The organism is Lysinibacillus sp. NPDC096418 (genome assembly GCF_044762775.1).
GTDB lineage: Bacteria > Bacillota > Bacilli > Bacillales_A > Planococcaceae > Lysinibacillus.
This window is the reverse complement of the sequence record NZ_JBIWEY010000004.1, coordinates 1-25,095: the sequence shown is the minus strand read 5'-3', so window position 1 is coordinate 25,095 and position 25,095 is coordinate 1. Positions and strand designations below refer to the sequence as shown.

Genomic DNA, 25,095 nt, shown 5'->3' with positions numbered 1-25,095 from the left:
CATGTTGTTTAAAGATCAACTAGAATTTGTCACACAACATATAAAGAAAAATAAGTTGCGTGTATTTATGACAGTGCTAGCTGCAACAATGGGCTGTGCATTTTTAATTGTACTTGCTTCAGTTGGATTCGGTTTGCAAGATTCCATTCGTAAAGACATTCTTTCAAACGAAAAAGTAACAAAAATTCAGGTTTACGGTGAGACTCAGTTTACTGACGAGCAAATCAAGGGAATTGAAAAGATGGAGCATGTGGAAACTGTGCTCGAAACGATTTCTGTAAATGCAACAGCTCGATCTTATTTTGAAGACCGAGATACCTCTTCGGAACTGTTTGTAACAAACATGCATGATTTTAAACAGGTTTCGGATAAGCTGTTTGAAGGTAAGTATCCGACAAAACCTACAGAAATTATCGTTGGCTATAACTTTGGGCAAACATTGCTAAATGATGCTGATCGAGAAATAATTGAAGAAAAAAATAAAAAGGCTGAAACTGAAGGAACATATTATGATGGGAAAGAAGAAGGCTATAAGGAATCTTTAGTAGGTAAAGAGATTGAACTATCTTTATTACCTTATGAAGCCGATACCAAAGAGTCCAAAAAAATGACGTATACAATTGTTGGTATCATGAAGGAACCTTCATATGATTGGATGATTGATAACAAAGTGTATATGAGTACAGAGCAGCAAAGTGCATTAGTATCTAATCTTTCAGCAGTAAGTGATGTAAAAGAGGAAGAAATTTTTTATTCAGAGATTAATATTTTTGCAGATACTATGGAAAATGTAAAACCGATTTTAGAGAAGCTAAAAGAAAAAGGTTATAGTGTTTATTCAGTTACTGAACAATTAGAAGAAATAGATGTCGTTTTCTTAGTGCTCAAAATTGGTTTGATCTTTGTTGGGACGATTGCAGTTTTAATTGCATCCATTGGGATTTTCAATACGATGACGATGGCGGTTACAGAGCGTACACGTGAAATTGGTGTATTGAAGGCCATTGGTGCTAGTCCTAAGCTAATACAACGTTTGTTTTTAATGGAAAGTACGTTTATCGGTATTTTAGGTACGGTTATTGCTGTAGCAATTTCATATGCAATTAGTTTTACAGCAAATGCATTACTTCCAGTCATTTTAAAAACAGCAACGGGTGAAGATGCTTTCGTTTCGACTGATATCACATTTTCGCTTATTCCATGGCAATTAGTTATCATTGCTTCAACAATTAGTATTGGTGTAGCAATGATTTCAGGTTATCGACCAGCACGTAAAGCTACGAAAATTGATGTTATTCAAGCGTTACGACAAGAGCTATAAGAAAAAGCCGAGGCCCATATTATGCCCCGGCTTTTCATATTTTATAGATAAGCTTTCAATTCGTTTGCTAAGAAAGGTTTTGCGTTTAGTAATGTCATAAAGGCATCGTATTTTTCACGCTGTTCCTTACTTGGCTTTTTACCTGTATGATACGCACGAATTAAAATGTTCTTTGGTGTGTTTTCCATATCGATAAATTCAAGTAGTTGTGCTTCATAACCGACAAGCGATAATATTTCTGCACGGATGGAATCTGTTGCTAAGGCGGCAAAACGTTCACGAACGAGTCCGTGCTGAAGCATAACATCTAATGCTGGTGTATGAAGCTGTCGATTTAGTTCATGCTGACAGCAAGGTACGCTTAAAATAACACGAGCCCCCCATTTAACTGCACGTGCCAACGCCATATCAGTTGCTACGTCACACGCATGTAACGTGACGACCATATCTACAGCAGATTCATCGTTGTAGTCATTAATATCCCCAACTAAAAATTCTAGCTGATCATAGCCTAAGTCTTCTGCGATGCGGGAACATTCCTCTATTACTTCCTTTTTTAAATCTAAACCCGTCACACGAATATCTAAACCCTTTTCTATTTTTAAATAATGATAGAGGGCAAATGTTAAATACGACTTACCTGATCCAAAGTCTAAAATACGCACTTGGCGGTCTTTTGGTAAATAGGCAAGTGCATCGTCGATAAATTCGATGAAGCGGTTAATTTGCTTAAACTTATCATATTTTTGTTTTTTTACTTTGCCATCCTCAGTTTGTACTCCGAGACGAATTAAAAAAGGGTATGGTGTTGCATCGTCGAGTAAATAGTTTTTCTTGCGATTGTGTGATAAGTTAATTTGTTTTGGTGTTGCTGTTTTGTCCGATTTCCATAAGACTTTGTTTTTCTTTGATAATTGAATTTGCACCTTTTCTTCTACAAAGTCGATATGTACTTGGCGGAAGTCTGCGTAAAATGATTCAAGCTTCCCGGGGAACTCCATTAATAGTATGTTTTCATGTTTTAGTATACGTTCATATTGATATTCAATTTGGATATGGTAAGCATCTCTCAGCATCAATGGCTTTAGCTTGATGCGTTTTATTTCATTCGACTTCATACGAGGTTGGCTAATTGTCGCAGCAACGAGTTGTTGGTTTAGAATTTGCTCTTGTAAATGAGCCTTCATTTCTTCAAATGTCATGGGTTTCGCCTTCTTTATTGTGTGATAGATGGGATTAGTGTAACACAATTCTTTAAAAGGTATGCTTTTTTCGACATTCAAGCTAGGGTGTTAAAATTATTAGTAAAATTAATAGTTTTTTACGGTATGATTAAAGGTGATGAATCTTTAGGATATTAATTTTGTAAGGAATAGGGGGAAGATATATGTCGGAAAACATGTATCAGTTATTGGCGATTATTATTTATATGATCGCGATGCTAGGAATAGGTTGGTACTCATTTGTAAAAACCTCGAATTTAACAGACTACATGCTAGGAGGACGTTCATTGGGTCCAGCGGTGACTGCACTAAGCGCAGGAGCGGCGGATATGTCAGGATGGCTATTAATGGGTTTACCGGGGGCGATTTATGCGTCAGGACTAGTTGAAATGTGGATTGCAATTGGGTTAACCATTGGAGCGTATTTAAACTGGTTATTAGTGGCGCCGAGATTACGAGTTTATACGCAAGTATCAAATGACTCTATTACCATCCCAAGTTACTTAGATAATCGTTTACGTGATAACACGAAGTTAATAAGAATTGCTTCCGGTATTATTATTTTGGTATTCTTCACGTTTTATGTATCTTCAGGTATGGTAGCAGGTGGTAAATTTTTCGATAGTTCATTCGGCTATGACTATCATACAGGATTGTTAATCGTATCAGGCGTTGTTGTTGCTTATACGTTATTTGGAGGCTTTTTAGCTGTAAGTTATACAGATTTTATACAAGGTTTAATTATGTTTTTAGCACTTGTGACAGTACCATTATGCGGTCTATTTTTAACAGGTGGACTAGGTGATACGGTGGAATCCATCAAAGCTGTAAATCCTGAACACTTTAGCTTATTACCAGCTTCGGTTACTGCAGCTGCAGTTATTTCGTCAATTGCATGGGGGCTAGGTTATTTTGGACAGCCACATATTATCGTACGCTTTATGGCGATTAACTCTGTTAAAGAAACAAAGCAAGCACGTCGCATCGGTATTGGTTGGATGATACTTAGTCTTGTTGGTGCAATGGGTACTGCGTTAGTAGGTGTTGCTTACTACCAGCAGAATGGTGGCGAAATAAAGGATGCAGAAACAGTATTTATCGTATTAGGACAAATTTTATTCCATCCTTTTATTGCGGGTATTATGTTAGCTGCAATTTTAGCTGCAATTATGAGTACGATTGCTTCACAGTTAATCGTAACATCTTCAGCGCTTGTAGAGGACATTTACAAGGCATTATTCAATAAAACTGCAGATGATAAGCATTACGTATTTGTCGGTCGAATGGCAGTGTTAGTAGTATCAATTATTGCCGCAATTTTAGCTTGGAATCCAGATAGTTCAATTTTAAGTTTAGTGGGCTTTGCGTGGGCAGGTTTTGGTTCGGCATTCGGCCCAATTATTTTACTATCATTATATTGGAAGCGACTAACGAATTACGGAGCTCTTTTAGGAATGGTGACTGGTGCAGCAACAGCGTTTGTTTGGGGTAAGGTACCGTTTTTAGCAGATGCATTGTATGAAATCGTACCAGGTTTCTTCGCATGTTTAATTGTCGCAGTTGTTGTAAGTATGGCGACATATAAACCGAATAAAGAAATTGAAGAGGAATTTGATCGTACGGTAGCATTATTAGAAAAGGAAAAATAACATTAAAAGGCTATGAGTCTTTAAAAAGTACCTTATTAAAGTAGACAATTAAAAAGTCTACTTTGTAGGGTACTTTTATTTATTATCGATACATTATTAAGTGTATTTATGGTCATTCCCTCTTTAGATTAATAAGAAAAAATTGGTTGTTTCTTCTATAGTAAAGGGGAATGTTTCGTTCAGTAGTAATTGATAAAAAATCACATAGTTATTGAGTACTTTGAAATTTAATACTCGTATTGAGACCGTTTGAATTTTTAAGAAAACGTAAATTACTTTGGAGTCAAAAATTTTTATGTGAAGATGGTAGAAATTAAAATTCTTAATATGTTGCTTATTTTGTTTCTTAGGTAGGAAATTAGTTTCTATTACTTTTTCAATTAATCTTCAATTAGGAATTGAGGTTGAAATAATTAAGACGAAGGGTATATAATGAGTTTTGAACGTATTGATAATCATTTTCATTATCAGTTGCGTTAAAAATACTATAATTACAAAATGTAAAATACAATAAATGAGGATTACGAAATGAGATTATGGATGTTGGTTGTAGCCGCTGTTATCTTATCGTTCATTTCGCTGTTTATAGGGGCAATAGATATTAAGCCAACTGATTTGCTAGATTGGCAGTCAGATGAATCGCAAATTTTCTTAGCGAGCCGACTACCGCGGTTGATGGCGATTATCTTAGCAGGTGCTGGTATGAGTATTGCAGGTTTGATCATGCAATCACTAAGCCGCAATAAATTTGTGTCACCTACTACAGCGGGTACGTTAGATGCCGCAAAGCTAGGTATTATTATTTCAATGATTTTCTTCTCAAATGTTACGTATATGCAACAAATCATGTTCGGTTTCACGTTTGCATTGGTAGGAACATTTATTTTTATGCGTCTCTTAGATCGCATTAAATTTAAAGATGTTATTTTCGTACCATTAATCGGTATTATGTACGGAAATATTATTTCTTCTATTACTACATTCTTAGGTTATGAATCTGAAATTTTACAAAATGTAAGTGCCTTCTTTATGGGGAGCTTTACACTAGTCGTTTCAGGGCGCTATGAATTACTTTATGTAGCGGTACCGGCAATCATCATTGCATACATTTTCGCTAACAAATTTACCGTTGCGGGGATGGGTGAGGATTTTGCTAAAAACTTAGGTTTAAGCTACAAAACCGTATTAAATATTGGATTAGTACTGATCGCCATTATTTCTACAACAGTGGTATTAACGGTAGGGGTTATTCCTTTCTTAGGACTAATTGTTCCAAATATCGTGTCACTATACTTAGGCGATAATTTACGTAAAACAATTCCTCATACAGTAGCACTTGGAGTAGTATTCCTACTTGCATGTGATATTTTAAGTCGTATTATTGTATGGCCATATGAGATTCCAGTAAATACGACGGTTGCTGTTATCGGTAGTGCAATCTTCTTAGTTATGTTATTTAGGGGGAGAGCATATGCAAAGTAGTGTAAAAAAGAGCAATATAAAAAAATTAGTCGTTTTAGGCATTATTGCGATTGTGTCGATTCTTTGTTATTCGCTATACAATATTCAAGGTGGCTTTAGCTATGCTTTTCCAAAACGTTTAGTACGAGTTGGCGCAATGATTATTACAGGGATTGCAATTGCTTATGCTACGGTTATGTTCCAAACGGTTACTCGGAACCGTATTTTAACACCATCAGTAATCGGTGTTGATTCGATGTATGAAGTAGTTCAAACTGCTATTTATTTCTTCTTAGGATCTGCTTCGATTTTTGTTGTCGATCGTTATTTAAACTTTGGTACAGCCATTTTTGCGATGGTCCTGTTCGCATTATTACTATACCGTTTCTTATTCCGAGCCGATAAATATCCGATTTTCCTTTTGTTATTAGCTGGTATGGTTATTGGGACGTTATTAGGTAGCATGGTGACATTTTTACAAGTAATTATCGACCCTGTCGAATATTTAAGTTTACAAACACGTCTATTCGCAAGTTTTACGAATGTAAAATCTGAGTTGTTATTAATCGCAGCTATTATTTTAGGAATCTGTTTTATTTTTGGTGGTCGTATAATGCGGGATCTAGATGTTATGAACTTAGGACGCGAGACAGCAATCAACCTAGGGATTAACTATGACAAACTTGTTTTACACGTATTGATTTTATCATCTATATTGATCGCAACATCAACAGCATTAGTTGGACCAATTACGTTTTTAGGGTTAATAGTATCGAACTTAGCCTATCAATATTTAGTGACGTACAAGCATTCAACACTTATTCTAGGGGCAAGTTTGATTAGTATTATTGCTCTAGTTGGTGGTCAGTTCCTTGTACAACATGTATTCGAATTGAACACAACAGTTAGTGTCATCATCAACTTTATTGGTGGTATATACTTCATTTACTTATTACTTAAAGAAAGTAGGGCAGCAGGATGATTGAAATCAAGGGATTAACAAAGTTTTTTGGTAAAAAACCTGTTGTAGAAGATGTGTCAGTGACAATTCAGCCTAGAACAATTACGTCATTTATCGGTCCAAATGGTGCTGGTAAATCTACGTTGTTATCAATGGTTAGCCGCTTATTAGATTCAGATACCGGGGAAGTTTTATTAGATAAAGATGACGTGAAAAAAATGAAATCTCAAGAATTTGCAAAAAGAGTTGCTTTCTTAAAACAGTCAAACCATTTGAATGTGCGTCTAACAATCCGTGAGCTAGTAGCATTCGGACGTTATCCTTACTCAAAAGGTCGTTTGACTGCGGAAGACGAACTGAAAATTGATGAAGCGCTTGAGTATATGAACTTAGTAGATATTCAAGATAAATTTTTAGATGAACTTTCGGGTGGACAAAAGCAACGCGCCTTTATTTCAATGGTTATCGCACAGGATACAGAATACATTTTACTTGATGAACCTTTAAATAACTTAGACATGAAACATTCGGTTCAAATTATGAAAATTTTACGGAAACTCGTAGATGAATTAGGTAAGACAGTTATTATTGTTTTACACGATATTAACTTTGCATCTGTCTATTCAGATCGCATTGTTGCGTTGAAAAATGGCCGCCTTGTAAAAGATGGTTTAACAAGCGAAATTATTAACTCTGAAGCATTACGAGATGTGTACGATATGCACATTCCTGTTCAGGAACAAAATGGATGCCGAATTTGCGTCTATTTCCAATCACAATAACTTATTTTAAAAGTGTGTTGACAACGTCAAAATACTTCAACTATAATTACGTTAGTTGATTGAAAATGATAATCACTCTCAGATGAGTGAAAGTGTAAACTTCTAGGAGGAGAATTTATAATGAAAAAATGGCGTTTATTAACTGCTACAGCAGCATTAACTTTAATGTTAGGTGCTTGTGGTAATGACGATGTAGAGGACAAGTCTTCTCAAAAAGCGGATTCAGCTGAAACAGGCAATCAGGCTGAATCAAAAGGTGATAAAGCTGTATTCCCAATGACTGTATCATCTTTAACAGCTGAAAGAGAAAATGAAGACGGTTCTAAATTAGCATTCGAAGATGTTAAATTAGAAGAAGAACCTAAACGCATTATTTCATTTGATTATGGTTTCTTAGATACTCTGGATGCACTAGGTGTTGAAGGTATCGTAGGCGTTGCTGCTAACGGTGGTCAAGGTAACATGCCTGAGCACGTGAAAGAAAAATATGCTCCAAGCGACGACATTAAAGACGTTGGTTCATTAAAAGAAATTAACTTAGAAGCAGTTGCGGCTGCTGAGCCAGATGTAATTTTCATCTCTGGTCGTCAATCTGTATTCTATGAAGAGTTAAAAGAAATCACGCCTAACGTAATCTTCATCGGTTCTGATAACACAGACTATATCAAAGGTGTTGAAGATTCAGTTGATTTAGCTGCAAACATCTTCGGTAAACAAGAAGAAGCTAAAAAACTTAAAGAAGATTTAGAAGCAAAAGTGAACGAATTAAAAGAAAAAGCTGGTCAATACGAAAACGCATTAGTTGCTATGTATAACGACAAAAAAGTCTCTGGTTTCGATAACGGTCCAGACTCTCGCTTTGCATACGTATACAACGACTTCGGTTTCAAACCAGCAACTTCTGATATCAACGCTTCTTCACATGGTTCAGATTTCTCTTACGAATCAATCCTTAAAGTAGATCCAGAAGTATTATTAATTATCGACCGTACTGATTCTGATGTAAATGTAATCAAAAAAGACATCGAAAATGACATCATCAAGAAAACAAAAGCTTACCAAAACGGCAAAATTGTTTACTTAGACGGTACTAACTGGTACTTCTCAAGTAACGGTATTACTACTGAAATGGAAAAAATGCAAGAAATCTTAGATGAATTAAAATAATTCACTAGTATAACGAGGAGCATGTCTCAATTTGAGGCATGCTTTTTTAAAAGGAAAATAATGCTTAGGTTTAGTAATATCTAGGCATTCACGCTACTACTCATTACATTAGTAAGCCACCAGTAGTCCTTCTCCAACGTTTGTTGTAACTGAAAGGACGCGAATACGATTTTCTGATAATGAAGGAGAGATAATACATGTTTGTTCAAATGAGACGTACTGTTGTAACAGAAGGCAATGCTCATAAAGTAGTAGAACGCTTTAAGCCAGATCCAAATAAACCATCAATTTTAGAGCTGCGTGAAGGTTTCATCAGCCGTGAAGTATTAGTAAAAAAAACGCGACGAGGCGATGAAGAAGTTATCGTTTTAATTCGTTGGGAGTCTGAAGAAGCGTGGAAAGCTTGGGAAAAGAGTCCCGAGCATATTGCAGGACATAAAAAGAAAATCGCAGAGAATGACGGTAAACCACCAAAGCCAGATTATGTGATTTCATCTGAAGGCAGTCTATATTACGTACAAGAATAAAGAAAAAGGCGCTCAAAATATTTTTGGAGCGCCTCTTTCTATGTCTAAATATCAGTGTGTAGGGTATAAGGTGAATAACTTAGCAGATTACAGCAAGCAAATGGTACGTCTGCCGTCTTTAATGTGCTGACTTATGATTTACTAAAGAAATCATTAATTATTAAGCAGGTTGTATTAAATTAGCTTTCTTCATAGCGATAGTAATCGCTGTGTCGGGAAAATATATGTTAAGATGGAGAAAAATTGGCACAGTAACACCAAGTAAATTGGTGGGAGGTTTGAGAATGGATAAAATTAAAGAAGTAGATGTTTTACAAGAAAAAGCAATTCTCGTAGGTGTGAATTTGCGTAATGATGCTCATTTTGACTATTCGATGGAAGAACTGGAGAATTTGGCAGAAGCCCTGAACGTTGAGGTAGTAGGAACAGTAACACAAAATTTAGAACGTGTTACATCGTCCCATTATGTTGGGACAGGGAAAATCGTAGAGATTAAAAATTTTTATGATGAGGCACAGGCTAATCTCGTGATTTTCAATGACGAGTTATCCCCTTCACAAATTCGTAATTTAGAGCGAGACCTTGAAACAAAGGTAATCGATCGTACCATGCTCATATTAGATATATTTGGTCGACGCGCAAAAACACGAGAGGCACAAATGCAAGTAGAATTAGCGCAACTTCAATATATGTTGCCGCGTTTAGTAGGCTTACATGCATCTCTTAGCCGACAAGGTGGCGGCACGGGCGGAGGGTTTAAAAACCGTGGTGCGGGGGAAACAAAGCTAGAGCTTGATCGTCGGAAAATTGAGGATCAAATTTCGAAAATTAAAAGAGATCTAGAGCAAGTAAAAGAGCAACGTGAGACGCAACGTAAGCAGCGTCGTAAAAACGCTATTCCAGTGGTATCGATTGTAGGTTATACGAATGCTGGGAAATCAACGATTATGAATCAGCTGTTGGCGCAGATTGGACAAGAAGAACATAAGCAAGTCTTTGAAAAAGATATGTTGTTTGCCACACTTGAAACTTCTGTACGTCAGATTGAATTACCAGATAAGAAATCATTCTTATTAACTGATACAGTTGGCTTCGTTAGTAAATTACCGCATCATTTAGTAAAGGCATTCCGTTCGACACTAGAGGAAGCACGCGATGCTGATCTCCTGTTACACGTAGTAGATGTATCGAATCCAGAGTATCGTTTTATGATGGATGTGACAAATGAAACCTTAAAAGCAGTTGAGGTAGAGGATATACCGACGATTTACGTTTATAACAAAGCGGATTTAGCAAATGTACCTTATCCAGTAAATAGTGGCGATAATATTTGGATTTCGGCTAAACAAGGAGTTGGCCTAACGGATTTAATACAAATAGTTCGTCAACATATTTTCTCTGACTATGTAACATGTAAAATGCTTATTCCATATGAGCAAGGAAATGTAGTTTCTTATTTGAATGAAAATGCAGCTATTCATTCAACGGAATACGAGGAAACGGGCACTTTATTAGCGCTTGAAGTGAAGGAAGCTGACTATACAAAGTACCAACAATATGTAATCAAATAGTAAATATGAAAAATCAATGGCAAAAATCGCTGTTGATTTTTTTTATTTATAAAAAAAGGTGCATAAATATTTTTAAAAAATAAAAAAGGTATGCTAAAATAATTTACCTAAGCAATACATTTGTTCATCTGTAGAAAAGTGTGAATACTTAGATACATTAAGTATTTTTGTGAAAAAATGCTATATGTGATTAATTTTCGTAAAAAATACTTAATTTCCAACATTTTTAAGTGAATTAATAAAATATTTAAAACACTTTGACACAGTCGACTACAGTTTTTTATCCTTCATTATGGGGAATAATATTTTTGTTAAGATAGTAAAAGTGGAAGAGGGTATTGATATGTTAAGCAAAGATGAAATTGTAAAGTCCGTCCCTCAAACAGGATTTGTTGGACAACCGAAGGGACTTTTCACATTATTTTTCACTGAATTTTGGGAACGTTTCTCGTATTATGGGATGCGAGCGATTCTTATTTTCTTCATGTATTATGAATTGCACGAAGGCGGTCTAGGTTTAGATCGTGGTACTGCGAACTCGATTATGGCTATATATGGTTCACTTGTGTATATGTCTGGTATTATTGGCGGTTGGATTGCTGACCGAATTTTAGGGACACGCAAGACCATTTTCTACGGTGGCGTTTTTATTATGATTGGTCACGCTTTACTAGCATTTCCTGGTGGTGTGACGATGTTATTTATTTCGATGGCATTTATCGTTATAGGTACGGGTTTATTAAAATCAAATGTATCAAGTCTTGTTGGTGACATTTATGCAGATACTGATAATCGCCGTGACGCTGGTTTCTCAATTTTCTATATGGGTATCAATATGGGTGCATTTATCGCCCCATTTGTCGTAGGAACTATTGGTCAAACATATAACTTCCATCTAGGTTTTGGTCTAGCTGGGATAGGTATGTTAATTGGATTAATCGTATTCAAGGTTACCGAGAAAAAATATTTAGGTTTAGCGGGTTTGCAGGTCAACAATCCACTTAAACCAGAAGAGCGAAAAAAAATATTTACTCGTTTTGGTATAGTCGCATTAATTCTTATCATCGCAACTGTAGCCGGTATTCTAACAGGTACATTGACAATGAATGTCTTCAGTCTAATTATTACCATTTTAGGTATTTTAATTCCTACAATATTCTTTATATATATGTACCGTAGTGAAAAAACGACAAACGATGAAAAATCTCGTTTACTTGCGTATATTCCACTGTTTTTATCTGCAGTTATGTTCTGGGCAATTCAAGAACAAGGTGCTACAATTTTAGCAACATACGCAGATGAACGTACCCAATTAAATGTAGGTGGTTTCCAGCTTAAATCGTCTTGGTTCCAATCGTTAAATCCTTTATTCGTCATCACACTAGCACCTTTATTTGCGACGTTATGGTATAAATGGGGCGATAACCAACCATCGACACCACGAAAGTTTTCTTATTCATTATTTTTTGCAGGCCTTTCATTCTTAGTCATGATGATTCCTGCACATCTTTCAGGTGGAGAGACATTAGTAAGTCCATTATGGTTAGTACTTTCTTTCTTCTTAGTCGTAATCGGGGAATTATTGCTATCACCAGTTGGTCTTTCAGCTACAACAAAACTAGCGCCAAAAGCTTTCGCAGCACAAACAATGTCACTTTGGTTCTTAACAAGTGCGGCTGCACAGGCTATCAACGCACAACTTGTAAAAGTTTATGAAGTGGTAAGTGAGTTCACATACTTTGGTTTCATAGGTACACTATCAATTGTAATGGGGATTATCATCTTAGTGATTTCTCCAATTATTTCAAAAGCGATGCGGGGTATAAATTAATAGTGCTTTCATCATGAAAATCTGAATAGATCATACGTCTATTCAGGTTTTTTATTTTATGTAAATTAATATCTAAAGGACGACATAAATTTTTATATAGAAAAGGGGTATTTTTCGGTATAATATTCTTAATATTATGTAAATAGGAGGGCGTAATGAAAACATCATTTAAAAGTTTGATGTCAATATTGTTGGAGATTGAAATATAGACTTTTGTAATGACTCATATAAACGATGTAGTTCCCATATCTATGAGTAACTGTTTTGTTTATTAAGCGAAGTGAACGACATTAATTAAAGATAGCGAAGAGGAGGCGTTGGTATTATGTTGGAACAAGTGCATATTAAGAAATTGACGACATCGAATGAACTTGGTGAAGTACAGCGTTTGAATGCAGATATTTGGGGAAGTCAGGCAATACCTTCGCATCAATTACTTGCTACTGTGCATAATGGTGGTCTAATACTAGGGGCGTATTTGGAAGAACGTCTTATTGGCTTTAATTATTGTATTGTTGGGTTTAATGAAGGTCAAATACAATTACATTCCCATATGATTGGTGTCGAAAAACAGTATCGAGAGCAAGGTATTGGTGAGCTGCTTAAGCATGCGCAAAAGGAGTATGCGAGAGAAAATAATTTCAAACTTATTCGATGGTTATTCGATCCTTTGGAGTCTCGTATGGCTAATTTATCTTTTTCTAAGTTGAATACAATCGGTCATCACTACGAAAAAGACTATTATGGACCATTAGAAGATGATTTTAACGAGGGGTTACCTTCTGACCGAATAGTTGTGGAGTGGTGGATTGAACGCAACCATGTGGATGACTGTTTGGATGAGTTAGAGGAAGACGCAGAGGAAGTTGTGCCGTGGTCTTTATCAGTTGCAGGATTACCAGTGCTTGATGCTGAAGGAACATTTCAAGCAGATCAGGCGTTTTATAGAGACGCCTATTTACTTGCTATTCCACAACACTTAGAAAAGATGAAAGTGGAAAGTCCTAAATTGGCGGAAGACTGGCGCTATAAAACGCGCACGATTTTAACATCGATGTTTGAGCAAGGCTATGCAATAGTACGTGTAAAAAAACACAAGGAATACGTTCATTTTTATCTGTTAGTCAGACGCTCTTTATTAGCCTTATAATAGAGGTAAGGAGTGAATAGTGTGAAGATAGAAGAAATTACAATTAGACATTTGAAAATGACCATGAAAGCCCCCTTTAAAACAAGCTTTGGTACAATCCAGGAGAAAGAGTTATTACTGTTAGAAGTAAAGGATGTAGCTGGTACGATTGGATGGGGTGAAGCGGTAGCTTTTGTGGCACCGTGGTATACTGAGGAGACGTTAAAAACGACCTGGCATATGTTAGAGGACTTTTTAATGCCAGCCTTGTTACATAAAGAAATAGCACATCCTGATGATGTCAGTGTGTTATTTACCCCTATTCGTCGAAACTGTATGGCCAAAGCTTCGATTGAAGGAGCAGTCTGGGATATTTATGCACAACAAACAAAACAGTCACTTGCCCATGCATTAGGAGGACATAAGAACCTAATTGAGGTAGGTGTTAGTGTAGGCATTCAACCATCAATCGAAAAATTAATAGCTTTAATAAAAAACCATGTACAAATGGGTTATAAACGTGTAAAAGTGAAAATAAAACCAGGTTATGACATTGAAGTAATTCGAGCAATTCGTGGGGAGTTTCCCGATTTACCGTTAATGGCAGATGCGAACTCGGCATATACTTTAGACGATATAGATATTTTGCAGCAATTGGATGCATTTAATTTATTAATGATTGAGCAACCACTTGCGGCGGATGATATTGTTGATCATGCAAAATTACAAAAACAACTGAAAACACCGATATGTTTGGACGAAAGCATCACGTCGCTAGAAGATGCAAGAAAAGCTATTGAACTTGGTAGTTGTGGTGTCATAAATGTAAAGATTGGACGTGTAGGGGGCTTAACGGAAGCTAGAAATATTCATGATTTTTGCAGAGACAGAGGAATTCCTGTCTGGTGTGGAGGTATGTTAGAGGCAGGTATTGGACGAGCGCATAATGTAGCGTTAACTTCACTCGCTAATTTCGTATTACCAGGAGACACAGCAGGTTCTAGCCATTATTGGTATGAGGACATTATTCAACCAGAAGTTGTGGTGGAAGATGGTTTTATCCGAGTTCCACAGGGTGTTGGCATTGGTTATACGCCTAATATAGACGTAATCGAACAATTAACAATCACCAAGAAGGTCTATAAATAAGCGGGGAGAGAAGAAAGTGAAGAAGAGTTTACAAATCGGTGGTGCTTTTGTTGGCATTATTGTCGGTGCAGGATTTGCATCGGGACAAGAAATCATACAGTATTTTACGAGCTATGGCTATAAAGGGATTCTCGGTGCCCTCATTGCCACATTAGGGTTTGCCTTTGTCGGGATGTGTATTGCGCAAATTAGTTCAAGACTACAAACAACGTCACATAAGGATTTGATCTACCAAATTTCCGGTAAATACGTTGGCTTTGTAGTCGATTATTTACTATCGTTCTTCTTATTTGGTGTGGCGGTTATTATGTTTGCTGGAGCTGGTTCAACGTTTAAGCAAATGTTTGGCTTGCCAGTATGGGTTGGTAGTCTGTGTATGATTATCCTGACAATTTTAACAGTGATGATGAATGTTAAAAGTATCATAAATGTTATTGCCATGGTTACGCCATATTTACTTGCGATTGTTATGGTCATCGCGGTATATTCAATAGCAACAATGGATTTATCATTTGCCGAGCAAGCTGTCATTGCTGAACAGCAATCACAGGTAGCTTCAAATTGGTGGATTGCTGCACTATTATATGTCTCATTTAATATTGGGGTCTGTTTCTCCATGCTAACAGTTGTGAGTGGCTCAATTCGTAACGAAAGAGTTGCGGGAATGGGCGGTATTATTGGTGGTCTTTTACTAGGGGCGTTAATATTACTTATTAATCTATCAATGCTTGCAAAGATGGATACAATAGCAGGTTTAGATATTCCGATGCTTCAATTAGCGAATGAGATTCATCCATTTGTCGGAATTTTAATGTCTATTGCTCTACTCGGTATGATTTATAATACAGCAGTAGGAATGTTCTATTCGTTCACAGTACGTTTCTTTAAGCCGTCGAAACCTAACTTTAAAGTAGCCGTTATATTTATAGGAATCATAGGCTTTGTTGCAAGTCTAGTAGGGTTTACGGAACTAGTTTCGAAAGTTTATGTTGCGATGGGGTATATCGGCTTTATCTTAGTCGCATCCATTGTTTTTGCTTGGTTACGAGGCATTCGAAAATAAATTAAATTGAAAAGGTAATTGAGAAATGGTTATACCTGATTCTTAATTGCCTTTTCTATTTACCGTTTACTGACAGAGGACTTCTCCTCTAAGCATTAGTGGAGATGGGAGTAGTTCGCCGTAGATTCTGGACAAAATGTATTTTATGTAAAAGTATAAGAAAAGGCTGTCTTATCAGTAGGGAAATCTACTATAAGATGGCCTTATTTTTCTTGGATTTATTAAAAAGTAGGCTGTAGGTACTAATTGAATCTTTAATGATAGTAGATGTTTTTAAATCGACACTCAAAAGGTATTATATGTAATATATGGATATGTTACACTTAGTGTGTAAGAAGAGTTACAATTCAGAAAAATAAATTTGTAGAGATGAGGGATAGAACTTGAAAACTACAAAATCTTTATTAGTAAAAATTATGCTCTTTATATTATCCGTAACACTTTTAACCACTACTGCGATGGGCTGGTTAAATTATCGAACATCTAAAGATATCATTATTAACTCATTACAAGATAATGCGGAGAGTCAAGTGACCATTCATGCATCTCAGCTTGGAACGTGGTTGCAAACGAGAAAATCAGAAATTGAAGTAATGGCGAATATCGATTTAGTCCGCTTTGGGCAGCAAGGAGATATTTTACGCTATTTTGCTGAGGAAAGAGCACGAATGGACGGTACCTATTCTTCTATTAGTATTGGTGATACAGAAGGAAATCTGATATTTGACTCGGGAACAGCTATTCAAATTGGTAGTGAAACAACATTCCCTGATGTTATGGCTGGAAAATCTATTATTTCTAATCCATTTCCTGATAAGGCGGATCCAAATAATTTAATTATTTCATTTGAAGTACCTGTACATAATGAAGGCAAAAAAGTAAAAGGACTTGTTAGTGGGGCATCTCCTATTAATAAAGTATTTGCAGAAACAACAAACTTTAACATAGGGAAAACAGATATCGTATATGTTTTCCAAAATGACGGTTTAGTCATTCATCATCCGGATGGGACAAAGGTTTTGCAAGAAAACCTACTTGAATCATCTAGTCCTGAAATGAAAGATTTAACTACAGAAATGCTTAAGAATGGACAAGGTTTTTCAAAAGTTACCATGAATGGTGAAGAGCGTATGTTTTTCTATTCGAAGGTGCCCAATACATCGTGGATAATGGCAGTAGATGTACCTTTAAAAGAATTTACATCACAGTTAACACCATTATTAATCATTGCAGTTGTATCTGGTATTGCAGCACTTATTCTTAACGGAATTATTCTGTTTTTACTGCTAAGAAAAGTAACGAATCGTATTCGGAAAGTAGCAACAGTAGCGGAAAAGATTGCGGAAGGTAACCTATCTTTAGAAAAAATTGAAGATTACGAAAATGATGAAGTGAGTCACTTAGCTAATGGTGTAAATCAAATGGCTAATAATTTAAGGGATCTTCTCATGCATGTCCATCAATCAACTGAACAAGTAATAGAAGCCTCAGATCATTTTATCAAAGGTGTTGAGCGTGCTTCAGAAGCTTCAGAGGTAATTACAAGTTTAACACTGGAAGTATCCTCTGCCACAGTGCTTCAATTGCAAACGATTCAGCAAAATACAGAAGCAATTGATCAGATGGCAATTGGTATTCAACGGGTTGCCTCCTCATCGTCTGACGTATCTGAAGCGACAACAAAGACGGAGCAAGAGGCAGTTCAAGGAAATCGAAGTATAGCAACAGTTGTTAAACAAATGGAGAGTATTTATCAGTCCGTGCACAAATCGAGTGATGTTGTTCGATTGTTAGCAAGTCGTTCGAAAGAAATAGGAGAGATTTCGGGTATCATTACAAGTATTTCAGATCAAACGAACTTGTTAGCTTTAAACGCAGCGATTGAATCAGCAAGAGCTGGGGAGCACGGTAAAGGATTTGCAGTAGTTGCAGAAGAAGTTCGAAAATTAGCTGAACAATCAAAAAACTCGGCTGATAAAATTTCGAGTCTAATTGATGATATTCAAGTAAATACAGAAGAGGCTGTCCAAGTAATGTCAGCTAGCGCAAGTGATGTTCAAGAAGGGACGGACCTAGCTAATCATGTAGGTGAAATGTTTAATAACATTCTTGAAGCCATCAAACAAGTTTCCGATCAAATTCAAGAAGTTTCATCATCATCAGAACAACTTTCAGCTTCAACTGAAGAAATTAGTGCCTCCTCCGCAGAAATGTTAGGAATTGCTCAAAAGTCTGCTCAGAATGCCAATATTGTAACGACACAATCTAGTTCTCAATTAGCTGTCATCGAGGATATGAAGCGTGCTACGGATTCTTTAAATGAGTTGATTAACGAGCTACAGAAGGCGATGGGTAAATTTACTTTTTAATTACATTTAGTATATGTGTTTCCAATTATCATATTAAGTTGTGAAAAAAATATTTGGTCTAGGAGTGATTTAGAGAGATTGTTTTGGTTTGTATCTTTACTTAATAATAGCTGAACATTAATAAAAATCCTTTTGAAAAGTAATCAAAAGGATTTTTTATACCAATACGCGGGTACCTCATTTTTCAGACGCCATTGCATGAAATTCACCGTCGGAAAACATGAATGATTTTCCATTGAGGGAGAAGGGCTTCTCTAAGACTAGACCAATGCGAGGCGCAAATTGAGTGGGATTTTGAGTGAATTCAAAAGACAATCGGCAAGTCTTGCGTCGATATGCTTCAGGGGATTGTTAACTTTTGTCTAGATAGCAATTTATAAAGTGAGTGTTTCGGAAATCGGAATTTTTTCGTGGATGAAGTCTATCGGTATTTCCCATTTATTTGTATGATAGTAAGTAATATATCTGGAGGAGGAGAGGACTATTGGTTGACTTACATGATCTGATTAATAATTCTTTAGATGCAATAATCGACAATGAGGTACTTATTGGTGACGAATTAAGAGATATGCTAAAAAGCTTTAAGGCAGAGAAAGCAGACGTAGGCTATTCATTTGGGAAGCTATGTGTTCTTCATTATGAAGCATTTACGGATAACAATAATGAAGATATTTATATAGTAGCTGCCGCCATTGAATTACTTATTTTATCCTTCGATATTATTGATGATTTACAGGATCAGGACGCTAAAAATAGTTGGAGTGAAACACCAGATTTATCGTTAAATACAGCTATAGCCATGCTTGTATTGGCTTCAAAAATTATTCGAGAAAGTTCTTTTGATCATAAAGGCTTAGCTGTACAGCTATTAGAGAAATACGCGTTGCTCAGTATAAATGGTCAGCAACTAGATTTACTAAACTGCTGCCGAGATGAGCAATCGTATTTACAAATGACTGAACAAAAGTCAGGGTCATTGACAGCGATGAGTTGTTTAATTGGGGAAGTTCTTGCAAAAGGGGAAGTTTCTACGCAAGTTGAAGAATATTCAAAATACATAGGGGTTATACAACAGATAAAAAATGATATTCAGGATTTGAAAAAATGGGACAGTAAAAATGATTTATTGAACAAGAAATATACACTACCCATAATTTTCTTACTTTCGACAGAAAATAGTGTTTCAAATTCTGTAAAAGAATATTATAATGTAGATATAGTTACATTTTTGGATAATTATGCTATTAAAAAAGAGCTAACTGATGGTGGCGCTATACGCTATGCGCTAGCTATAAAAAATTTATACAAGTATAAATCATTGCATATACTTAATGATGTGACTATGAAACAACTAAGTAAAGAGCTTTTAATACAACTGATGAAATGAGGTGAGATTATGATTAAGATTGTTCAGCTTTTAGAAGAAAACCCATCGTTAGTGGAGTTATTAAGAGAACGAAAAATTTCATTACTTGGAGTTACTGATTTAGAGCAACAAGCGGTTTTAGAAGCGTTTGATACTAACACTAATGCTTCTGGTGGTAGTGGCTATTGGATATGAGGTCTTTGGAAGGGAAATACTTCCTATTCTTTTTGAGTTTGTATACAATCCTGGGCCTATACCTACTGTATGTGGCGTATAGTGCCCCATTTCTAAGTATTCAGCTGAAGAGCACGGATGGAAAATGGTTGGTAGAAGAATTTCATTATAAAGAATGGGCAGAAAAAAATGACTTAACTGTTGGAGATATTATACTAAGTGTAGATAATATTGATATTAATGACCTCGAAAAAGTAAAAATGGACAGCAGTATTCGAGCAGCTAAAGTTTTAACTGTTCAAAAAGCAGATGGGCATATAGAAGTTTTAAATATAAAACCTTTTGATATCCCTAACCAGATTTACATACATTTTATTTTTCCAATTCTCTATTTTCTCCTAACACTTTACTTAGCATTGTACTTATATCGCAACAAAAAAAAGACATCATCATTAAATATACTTGTCATATTTATGCTAACCGTTTCATTAGCTTATATCAGTGGTGGAGCATCTAGTAGACTAAACAACATAGGGGTATTGGTAAATGGCTGTTGTATGCTACTTTGCTTAGTCTTACTAATACATTTCCTGAAGCATTATTTTATCTTTCTTAAAATAAAATGGATATTTTCGAGAGATATTAGAGTATTGTATTTAAGTCCGCTAATATCTGTTTTTTGCAGTCTAGTTGGGGTTATCAATCCTGAATTTCTTGCGATAAGAACGCTTGTTACTCTTTTTCTATTTATTTTTTTGCTTATTGTAACTCTCTATATTTTAATACGAGGTTATTATATATACAAAGTACCGCAATTAAAAGTTCTATTTATTGGAATTGTTATACCTTTTTTACCTTTTCTTTCGCTTTTCGCGTTACCAGAGATTTTTTTTCATAAGCATTTCCTTCCTGCGGAAATAAGTGCTATGTTCTTATTATTTATACCATTCAGTTTTCTTTTTACACAATTAACGGAACGAATATTCGACATGGAATATTATATTACTAGACTGCGCTACTACGCCAGTTTTTCTTTTGTTTTTACAGTCTGGTTAGTAATAGGACTGCATTTGGTTACCGGGAGTCTTTTCTCTACTCGAAAAATATTAGAAATATCCTTTTTTATTTTTCTCTCATTGATTGCTCTTCTTTATATAAAAGAAAAGGTTGATTATCATAAGAGGAAAGTTCTTTTTTCAACAAAGGGTGATTACATTCATCAGCTATATACAACTGTTGATAAAATAGGGAAAACGATTAAAATAGATGATCTATTGAATAAATTTTCCAAGGAAGTTATGTTACATCTTGAACTTGAATATATAAACGTTTTAACTTTTGATTATCTAAGTCAACAATTCACGTTAATAGCTGAACCAACAAATTATATACATAATGATTTAGATGTTGGATTAATTGAAAAGTTAAGATTAGGTGAGATACAAAAAATGGATTCTTACTATCTTGCATTTATCCATCAAGATACCCGTTATAAAAGAGTTTTAGTATTAGGTCATAATAAATCAATTAATTTAAAAGACGAAGAGTTACTATGGCTTGAACTATTATTATTATATTTAAATAATTTTATTGATAATACTAAAATGATTGAGGGGCTTATAGAGGAATTAAAGCAGGTGAAGCAAGCAGATGGAAATCAGTTACCTTGGCTTAATAAATTATTATGGCTCCGCTTTGAAGAGGAAAAATATCAGTTAGCACAAGAGCTACATGATACAAATTTACAAGAACAGCTACATATTGCAAGGGAAGTTGATGTGCTGATTCATGCTAAAGATCCTACTGATATTCAATCAAAGCTAGCAAAGGTACATGAACAAATGATTGCCTCAGTGCACGAATTAAGAGCTTATTGTGAAAATTTGAAACCCCCTTTATTAGATACGTTGGGGCTTAATGCTGCGCTTGAAAAGCTTATACTAAAAGTAATAACTAGAGCTAATTTTAAGCTTATTTATACAATTGATCGATTATATTTAGAAGATGAACGATTGAATCTGATGATTTATCGATTGTTTCAAGAATTACTGAACAATGCGTTAAAACATTCTAAAGCTGCTTCTGTAGAAATTCATCTGACGGAAATGATGGATGGATTTGAAGTAACATATTCTGATGATGGAGTAGGTTGTAACTTGGATGACATAATGTTATCTGATTCAATGGGGATAAAGGGTATGCAGGAACGCGTGACTGCCTTTAATGGACAATTTCACATTGAATCACATTTATCTAAGGGGATGTGCATTAAAATTACTGTAGAAGAAGGAAGTGACACACTTGATTTCAGTGCTCATAGTGGATGATCATCCTATCGTATTGGAAGGGACAAAAAAATTGTTTCAAGAAATTGACGATATGGTAGTTGAAACAGAAGGCGATGCTACATGTGTGTTGCAACGAGTAAAGGAAGCACCATATGATATTTATTTGATTGATATCAATATGCCATTACAAAACGGTATAGTGTTAGCAAGAAATATAAAAGTACTACAGTCAAATGCTGCAATTATCCTTTACACGGGAGATGATATTGCAGATTATTATCCTCTCATTTTAGAGAGGAAAATTGAGGGTGTTTTAGCGAAAACGGCATCTAAGGAGCAAATTATTCGAACAATCCGTGCTATTATCCATGGAGAAACCGTATTGCCCATCAATTTCTTAGACTTCCTCGACAGTAAATTTAATATTCAAGAGTCGCAAGAAAAACTGAAGCTTAATGCAAAAGAAAAACAGATTTTAAATTTAATCGCTGACGGTAATACGAATAATGCAATAGCAGCAAAACTTAAAGTGACACAACGCACGGTTGAACGCTATTTAACCCAGTTGTTTACATTGTTAAATGTGGAATCCCGCACAGAGGCTGTTAAATTAGCAAAAGCAAAACGTTTACTATAATTTCTAAAGTTTATATCAATGTCATTTTAGGCGACAATGATTATCGATGTAGATTGTCGCCACAGTTCTTCCAAAAAACTAACTTCGTGAACCCCCTCAATAATATAAAGATTTCTAACTTCCTTAAAGTGAATGTTATCAAAATTATTCAAACGTTGATCTATCAACATATTCCTAGGTACACCGACAGAAAAATGTCGGACACCGACAGGGAAAATGTCGGTATACCGACAGAAAAAAATTCGGAAAATCCCCGTTGTAATGTCGGTGTCGAAACTGTTAGGCTAAAAGTAGATTGTGGGTAAATGAATTAGCAATAGTAGGGGCATTGGAAAGAGATTTAAATTGTTCAACGCTATTAAGTAGCACTGAAATTGCTTTCCTTGTTTCAACCTGCACATATTGTCAGGCGGCCAAGTATCAATGAGCAAAGAATACAATGGTAGATTTGTTCAAGGAGAATTGTCATTAGCTAATATACTACTCCACAAGAACTTTGTATAAAGGTGGCGTATATTGTGAAAGTAGAGCTTGAAAATTTATTCTCCGCGGACGAAACCATTCAAGATAAAGTTATTCATGTATTTAAACGTTATGGGATTTATCTATGTGCGCCTGTAATAAGAGAAAGAGCTTTAAAGACTTGTTTCAATCCTGTTGTGACATTAAATGAAGATGTTACATATGACAAGATGGCAGCATTATATAAATCATTGAAAAATGAATTAGGTATTAATTCAATTGGAGAGCGGTTTTACTTTGCTTTTTCGGATAAAGAGTATGAGGAAGCACCGCTATTTACTTTAAATTCGACGGGTAATTCGGCAGAAATGTTTCTAGATGATAGAGGTACATTATTTACAAAACGTACATATTGCGGAGAGTGTGGACTTATTGAAAAAGAGCAACGGTCACCATTAGTTGTCGATACGTCAAAAATAAAAGATCGCTATTTATTGCATACGAGTGGCTATTGGGTAGCATCGGAGAAAATGGTGTCAATTATGGAAAAAGGGAATATTGAGGGATATGAGCTGCTAGAGGTAATTCATCAAGGAGATGATGTAGGGAAGCAACCCGCATATCAAATTTTCCCAAAGGAAGTGCTTCCATCGTGTTGTGCAGATAGGGTAAAGTTACATTTTGCGACAGAAAGCCCACCATGTCGCTGTGGCTTAAAAGGAATAATCAACGGTCCTTCACTATATGCCAAAAAAGATTTAGTTGAACTAAAGGGAGATGTATTCTTGGCTGCCGAATGGAGCCATAATGGGAGTCACCTTTACAAGAAAACAATATTTAGTAGAAAATTTAGAGACTTAATTATTGAAAATAATATTTCTCAAGAAGTAAAAGGCGAAAAAGATAAAAATTTTGGTCCGAAAGACTGGTTACTGGAACCGGTATTATTAAAATAATAATATAACCCTTGATGGTTCATTCTAATGTGGAGAATCAAGGGTTTTTGTATTTTAGAAAATGCTACTTATACTACTATTTCTATTTACCTTCACATTGAATAGGTATATAGCGGATTCCTCTAATGGGTAAAAATATTAATATAACCCTGCGATATTGCTTTCATATGCATTTTCACCTTAAGCTAGTTGTAAGTATGTTATGATGTGATGTGAAAAACATTGTATGAACATGTATAGAGGAGAAATAGAGTATGAAGAAATGGGCATATCCAGTGGCGATTTTAACACTCATTGCTTTTTTGGTTTTACGTGTGACGTATAAAACGGAAGCTATTCAGAAATTTGATCGTCAAATGGCGGAATGGTTGTTTGGCAATAAATTTATAGATATGTTCCATTATATTGGAGAACCTAAGTTTGTTGTTGGTGTTGCAATTGTTTTAGTTGTGTATTTAGCATGGAAAGTAAAAAATTACCGTGGTATGGTGCTGGTTTTGTTAACATTTGCAGCGGGTACCGTGCTAAATCATTTATTGAAAACATGGGTGCAACGACCACGGCCAGAAATCGAAAATCAATTAACCTCCTTTAGTTTCCCATCAGGGCATTCGATGTCAGGTTTACTGTATTTGTTTACAGTCGCATATGTTTTGTCTGAAGGGAATACGAAAGCTCGTAATATACAGTTATGGATTGGTGCAGTCGTGTTAACAGCGCTAATTGGTATGTCTCGTGTGGCAGGGGCACGTCATTTTGCCTCAGATGTACTAGCTGGTTGGAGTATAGGGTTTACATGGTTTGTTATTTGCGTTTTATGGTATGAACGACGTAAACGTGTATTTGAAGATGTTAAAGAACAGCATAAATAAGTAGACGGCAGTACTTTATTCATAAGAATAGAGTACTTTTTTTGGTGCGCCCGGCATGCACATGAACTATAGGGTGTAAGTCCCGAACCCCGAAGACAGAAGTAGAGGTTAGCCAAGAGCAAGGGTGTCCGTGGTGA

General features: G+C 35.6%; 20 protein-coding genes. 19 read left to right on the top strand and 1 reads right to left on the bottom strand.

Annotated elements, in window-relative coordinates:
* The first annotated feature begins 1 nt into the window (after position 1).
* A complete protein-coding gene (locus ACIQZG_RS05705; RefSeq protein WP_402754208.1) occupies positions 2–1,321 on the top strand; it encodes an ABC transporter permease in 1,320 nt (439 codons plus the stop codon).
* A gap of 41 nt (positions 1,322–1,362) precedes the next feature.
* Here the strand turns inward: ACIQZG_RS05705 and ACIQZG_RS05700 are convergent, their stop codons facing one another.
* Complete coding sequence (locus ACIQZG_RS05700) at positions 1,363–2,523, bottom strand: class I SAM-dependent methyltransferase (RefSeq protein WP_402754207.1); 1,161 nt, start codon at positions 2,521–2,523, stop codon at positions 1,363–1,365.
* Positions 2,524–2,708: 185 nt separating this feature from the next.
* Here ACIQZG_RS05700 and putP point away from each other — a divergent pair, with 185 nt between their 5' ends.
* The 18 genes from putP to ACIQZG_RS05610 all read left to right on the top strand — a co-directional run bounded on the left by putP (position 2,709) and on the right by ACIQZG_RS05610 (position 24,958).
* A complete protein-coding gene (gene putP, locus ACIQZG_RS05695; protein WP_402754206.1) occupies positions 2,709–4,193 on the top strand; it encodes a sodium/proline symporter PutP in 1,485 nt (494 codons plus the stop codon).
* A gap of 528 nt (positions 4,194–4,721) precedes the next feature.
* Positions 4,722–5,675: an ABC transporter permease gene (locus ACIQZG_RS05690; RefSeq protein ID WP_402754205.1), complete on the top strand. Its 954-nt coding sequence runs from the start codon at positions 4,722–4,724 to the stop codon at positions 5,673–5,675.
* Positions 5,665–6,636, top strand: a complete 972-nt coding sequence (locus ACIQZG_RS05685; RefSeq protein WP_402754204.1) for an iron chelate uptake ABC transporter family permease subunit — start codon at positions 5,665–5,667, stop codon at positions 6,634–6,636. Before ACIQZG_RS05690 ends, ACIQZG_RS05685 begins: the two co-directional genes overlap by 11 nt.
* Positions 6,633–7,397, top strand: a complete 765-nt coding sequence (locus ACIQZG_RS05680; protein ID WP_402754203.1) for an iron ABC transporter ATP-binding protein — start codon at positions 6,633–6,635, stop codon at positions 7,395–7,397. The genes ACIQZG_RS05685 and ACIQZG_RS05680 overlap by 4 nt, the downstream gene beginning before the upstream one ends.
* A 120-nt stretch (positions 7,398–7,517) precedes the next feature.
* Complete coding sequence (locus tag ACIQZG_RS05675; protein WP_402754202.1) at positions 7,518–8,564, top strand: siderophore ABC transporter substrate-binding protein; 1,047 nt, start codon at positions 7,518–7,520, stop codon at positions 8,562–8,564.
* A gap of 197 nt (positions 8,565–8,761) precedes the next feature.
* Complete coding sequence (locus ACIQZG_RS05670) at positions 8,762–9,091, top strand: antibiotic biosynthesis monooxygenase family protein (RefSeq protein WP_402754201.1); 330 nt, start codon at positions 8,762–8,764, stop codon at positions 9,089–9,091.
* A 284-nt stretch (positions 9,092–9,375) separates the two neighbouring features.
* Positions 9,376–10,662, top strand: a complete 1,287-nt coding sequence (gene hflX / locus ACIQZG_RS05665; RefSeq protein WP_402754200.1) for a GTPase HflX — start codon at positions 9,376–9,378, stop codon at positions 10,660–10,662.
* Positions 10,663–11,005: 343 nt separating this feature from the next.
* Positions 11,006–12,493, top strand: a complete 1,488-nt coding sequence (locus ACIQZG_RS05660) for a peptide MFS transporter (protein WP_402754345.1) — start codon at positions 11,006–11,008, stop codon at positions 12,491–12,493.
* A gap of 325 nt (positions 12,494–12,818) precedes the next feature.
* Positions 12,819–13,643 (top strand): GNAT family N-acetyltransferase, encoded by an 825-nt coding sequence (locus tag ACIQZG_RS05655; protein WP_402754199.1) that lies wholly within the window; start codon positions 12,819–12,821, stop codon positions 13,641–13,643.
* Positions 13,644–13,664: 21 nt separating this feature from the next.
* Complete coding sequence (gene menC, locus ACIQZG_RS05650) at positions 13,665–14,771, top strand: o-succinylbenzoate synthase (RefSeq protein WP_402754198.1); 1,107 nt, start codon at positions 13,665–13,667, stop codon at positions 14,769–14,771.
* Positions 14,772–14,787: 16 nt separating this feature from the next.
* Positions 14,788–15,834 (top strand): YkvI family membrane protein, encoded by a 1,047-nt coding sequence (locus ACIQZG_RS05645; protein WP_402754197.1) that lies wholly within the window; start codon positions 14,788–14,790, stop codon positions 15,832–15,834.
* Between the two features lie 383 nt (positions 15,835–16,217).
* A complete protein-coding gene (locus ACIQZG_RS05640; RefSeq protein WP_402754196.1) occupies positions 16,218–18,203 on the top strand; it encodes a methyl-accepting chemotaxis protein in 1,986 nt (661 codons plus the stop codon).
* Between the two features lie 484 nt (positions 18,204–18,687).
* Complete coding sequence (locus ACIQZG_RS05635; RefSeq protein ID WP_402754195.1) at positions 18,688–19,590, top strand: polyprenyl synthetase family protein; 903 nt, start codon at positions 18,688–18,690, stop codon at positions 19,588–19,590.
* Positions 19,591–19,599: 9 nt separating this feature from the next.
* Positions 19,600–19,764: a competence pheromone ComX gene (comX, locus tag ACIQZG_RS05630; RefSeq protein WP_402754194.1), complete on the top strand. Its 165-nt coding sequence runs from the start codon at positions 19,600–19,602 to the stop codon at positions 19,762–19,764.
* A 128-nt stretch (positions 19,765–19,892) separates the two neighbouring features.
* The gene (locus ACIQZG_RS05625) at positions 19,893–22,070 is read left to right on the top strand and encodes a sensor histidine kinase (RefSeq protein ID WP_402754193.1); all 2,178 of its coding nucleotides are present in this window, start codon (positions 19,893–19,895) and stop codon (positions 22,068–22,070) included.
* Positions 22,045–22,668, top strand: coding sequence for a response regulator (locus ACIQZG_RS05620; RefSeq protein ID WP_483869782.1), 624 nt, complete (start codon positions 22,045–22,047; stop codon positions 22,666–22,668). Before ACIQZG_RS05625 ends, ACIQZG_RS05620 begins: the two co-directional genes overlap by 26 nt.
* Positions 22,669–23,186: 518 nt before the next feature.
* Positions 23,187–24,086 carry a hypothetical protein gene (locus tag ACIQZG_RS05615; RefSeq protein WP_402754191.1) on the top strand — a complete coding sequence of 300 codons (900 nt, stop codon included), beginning with the start codon at positions 23,187–23,189 and terminating at the stop codon, positions 24,084–24,086.
* A 254-nt stretch (positions 24,087–24,340) separates the two neighbouring features.
* Positions 24,341–24,958, top strand: a complete 618-nt coding sequence (locus ACIQZG_RS05610) for a phosphatase PAP2 family protein (protein ID WP_402754190.1) — start codon at positions 24,341–24,343, stop codon at positions 24,956–24,958.
* The last annotated feature ends 137 nt before the right edge of the window (positions 24,959–25,095 follow it).

Bases quoted from the DNA above. Each gene is read 5' to 3' on its own strand.
- comX (WP_402754194.1), top strand. From the start codon at position 19,600: ATGATTAAGATTGTTCAGCTTTTAGAAGAAAACCCATCGTTAGTGGAG.
- ACIQZG_RS05700 (WP_402754207.1), bottom strand. From the start codon at position 2,523: ATGACATTTGAAGAAATGAAGGCTCATTTACAAGAGCAAATTCTAAAC.
- ACIQZG_RS05680 (WP_402754203.1), top strand. From the start codon at position 6,633: ATGATTGAAATCAAGGGATTAACAAAGTTTTTTGGTAAAAAACCTGTT.
- ACIQZG_RS05660 (WP_402754345.1), top strand. From the start codon at position 11,006: ATGTTAAGCAAAGATGAAATTGTAAAGTCCGTCCCTCAAACAGGATTT.
- putP (WP_402754206.1), top strand. From the start codon at position 2,709: ATGTCGGAAAACATGTATCAGTTATTGGCGATTATTATTTATATGATC.
- ACIQZG_RS05655 (WP_402754199.1), top strand. From the start codon at position 12,819: ATGTTGGAACAAGTGCATATTAAGAAATTGACGACATCGAATGAACTT.
- ACIQZG_RS05690 (WP_402754205.1), top strand. From the start codon at position 4,722: ATGAGATTATGGATGTTGGTTGTAGCCGCTGTTATCTTATCGTTCATT.
- ACIQZG_RS05705 (WP_402754208.1), top strand. From the start codon at position 2: ATGTTGTTTAAAGATCAACTAGAATTTGTCACACAACATATAAAGAAA.
- ACIQZG_RS05670 (WP_402754201.1), top strand. From the start codon at position 8,762: ATGTTTGTTCAAATGAGACGTACTGTTGTAACAGAAGGCAATGCTCAT.
- ACIQZG_RS05675 (WP_402754202.1), top strand. From the start codon at position 7,518: ATGAAAAAATGGCGTTTATTAACTGCTACAGCAGCATTAACTTTAATG.
- ACIQZG_RS05685 (WP_402754204.1), top strand. From the start codon at position 5,665: ATGCAAAGTAGTGTAAAAAAGAGCAATATAAAAAAATTAGTCGTTTTA.
- hflX (WP_402754200.1), top strand. From the start codon at position 9,376: ATGGATAAAATTAAAGAAGTAGATGTTTTACAAGAAAAAGCAATTCTC.
- ACIQZG_RS05610 (WP_402754190.1), top strand. From the start codon at position 24,341: ATGAAGAAATGGGCATATCCAGTGGCGATTTTAACACTCATTGCTTTT.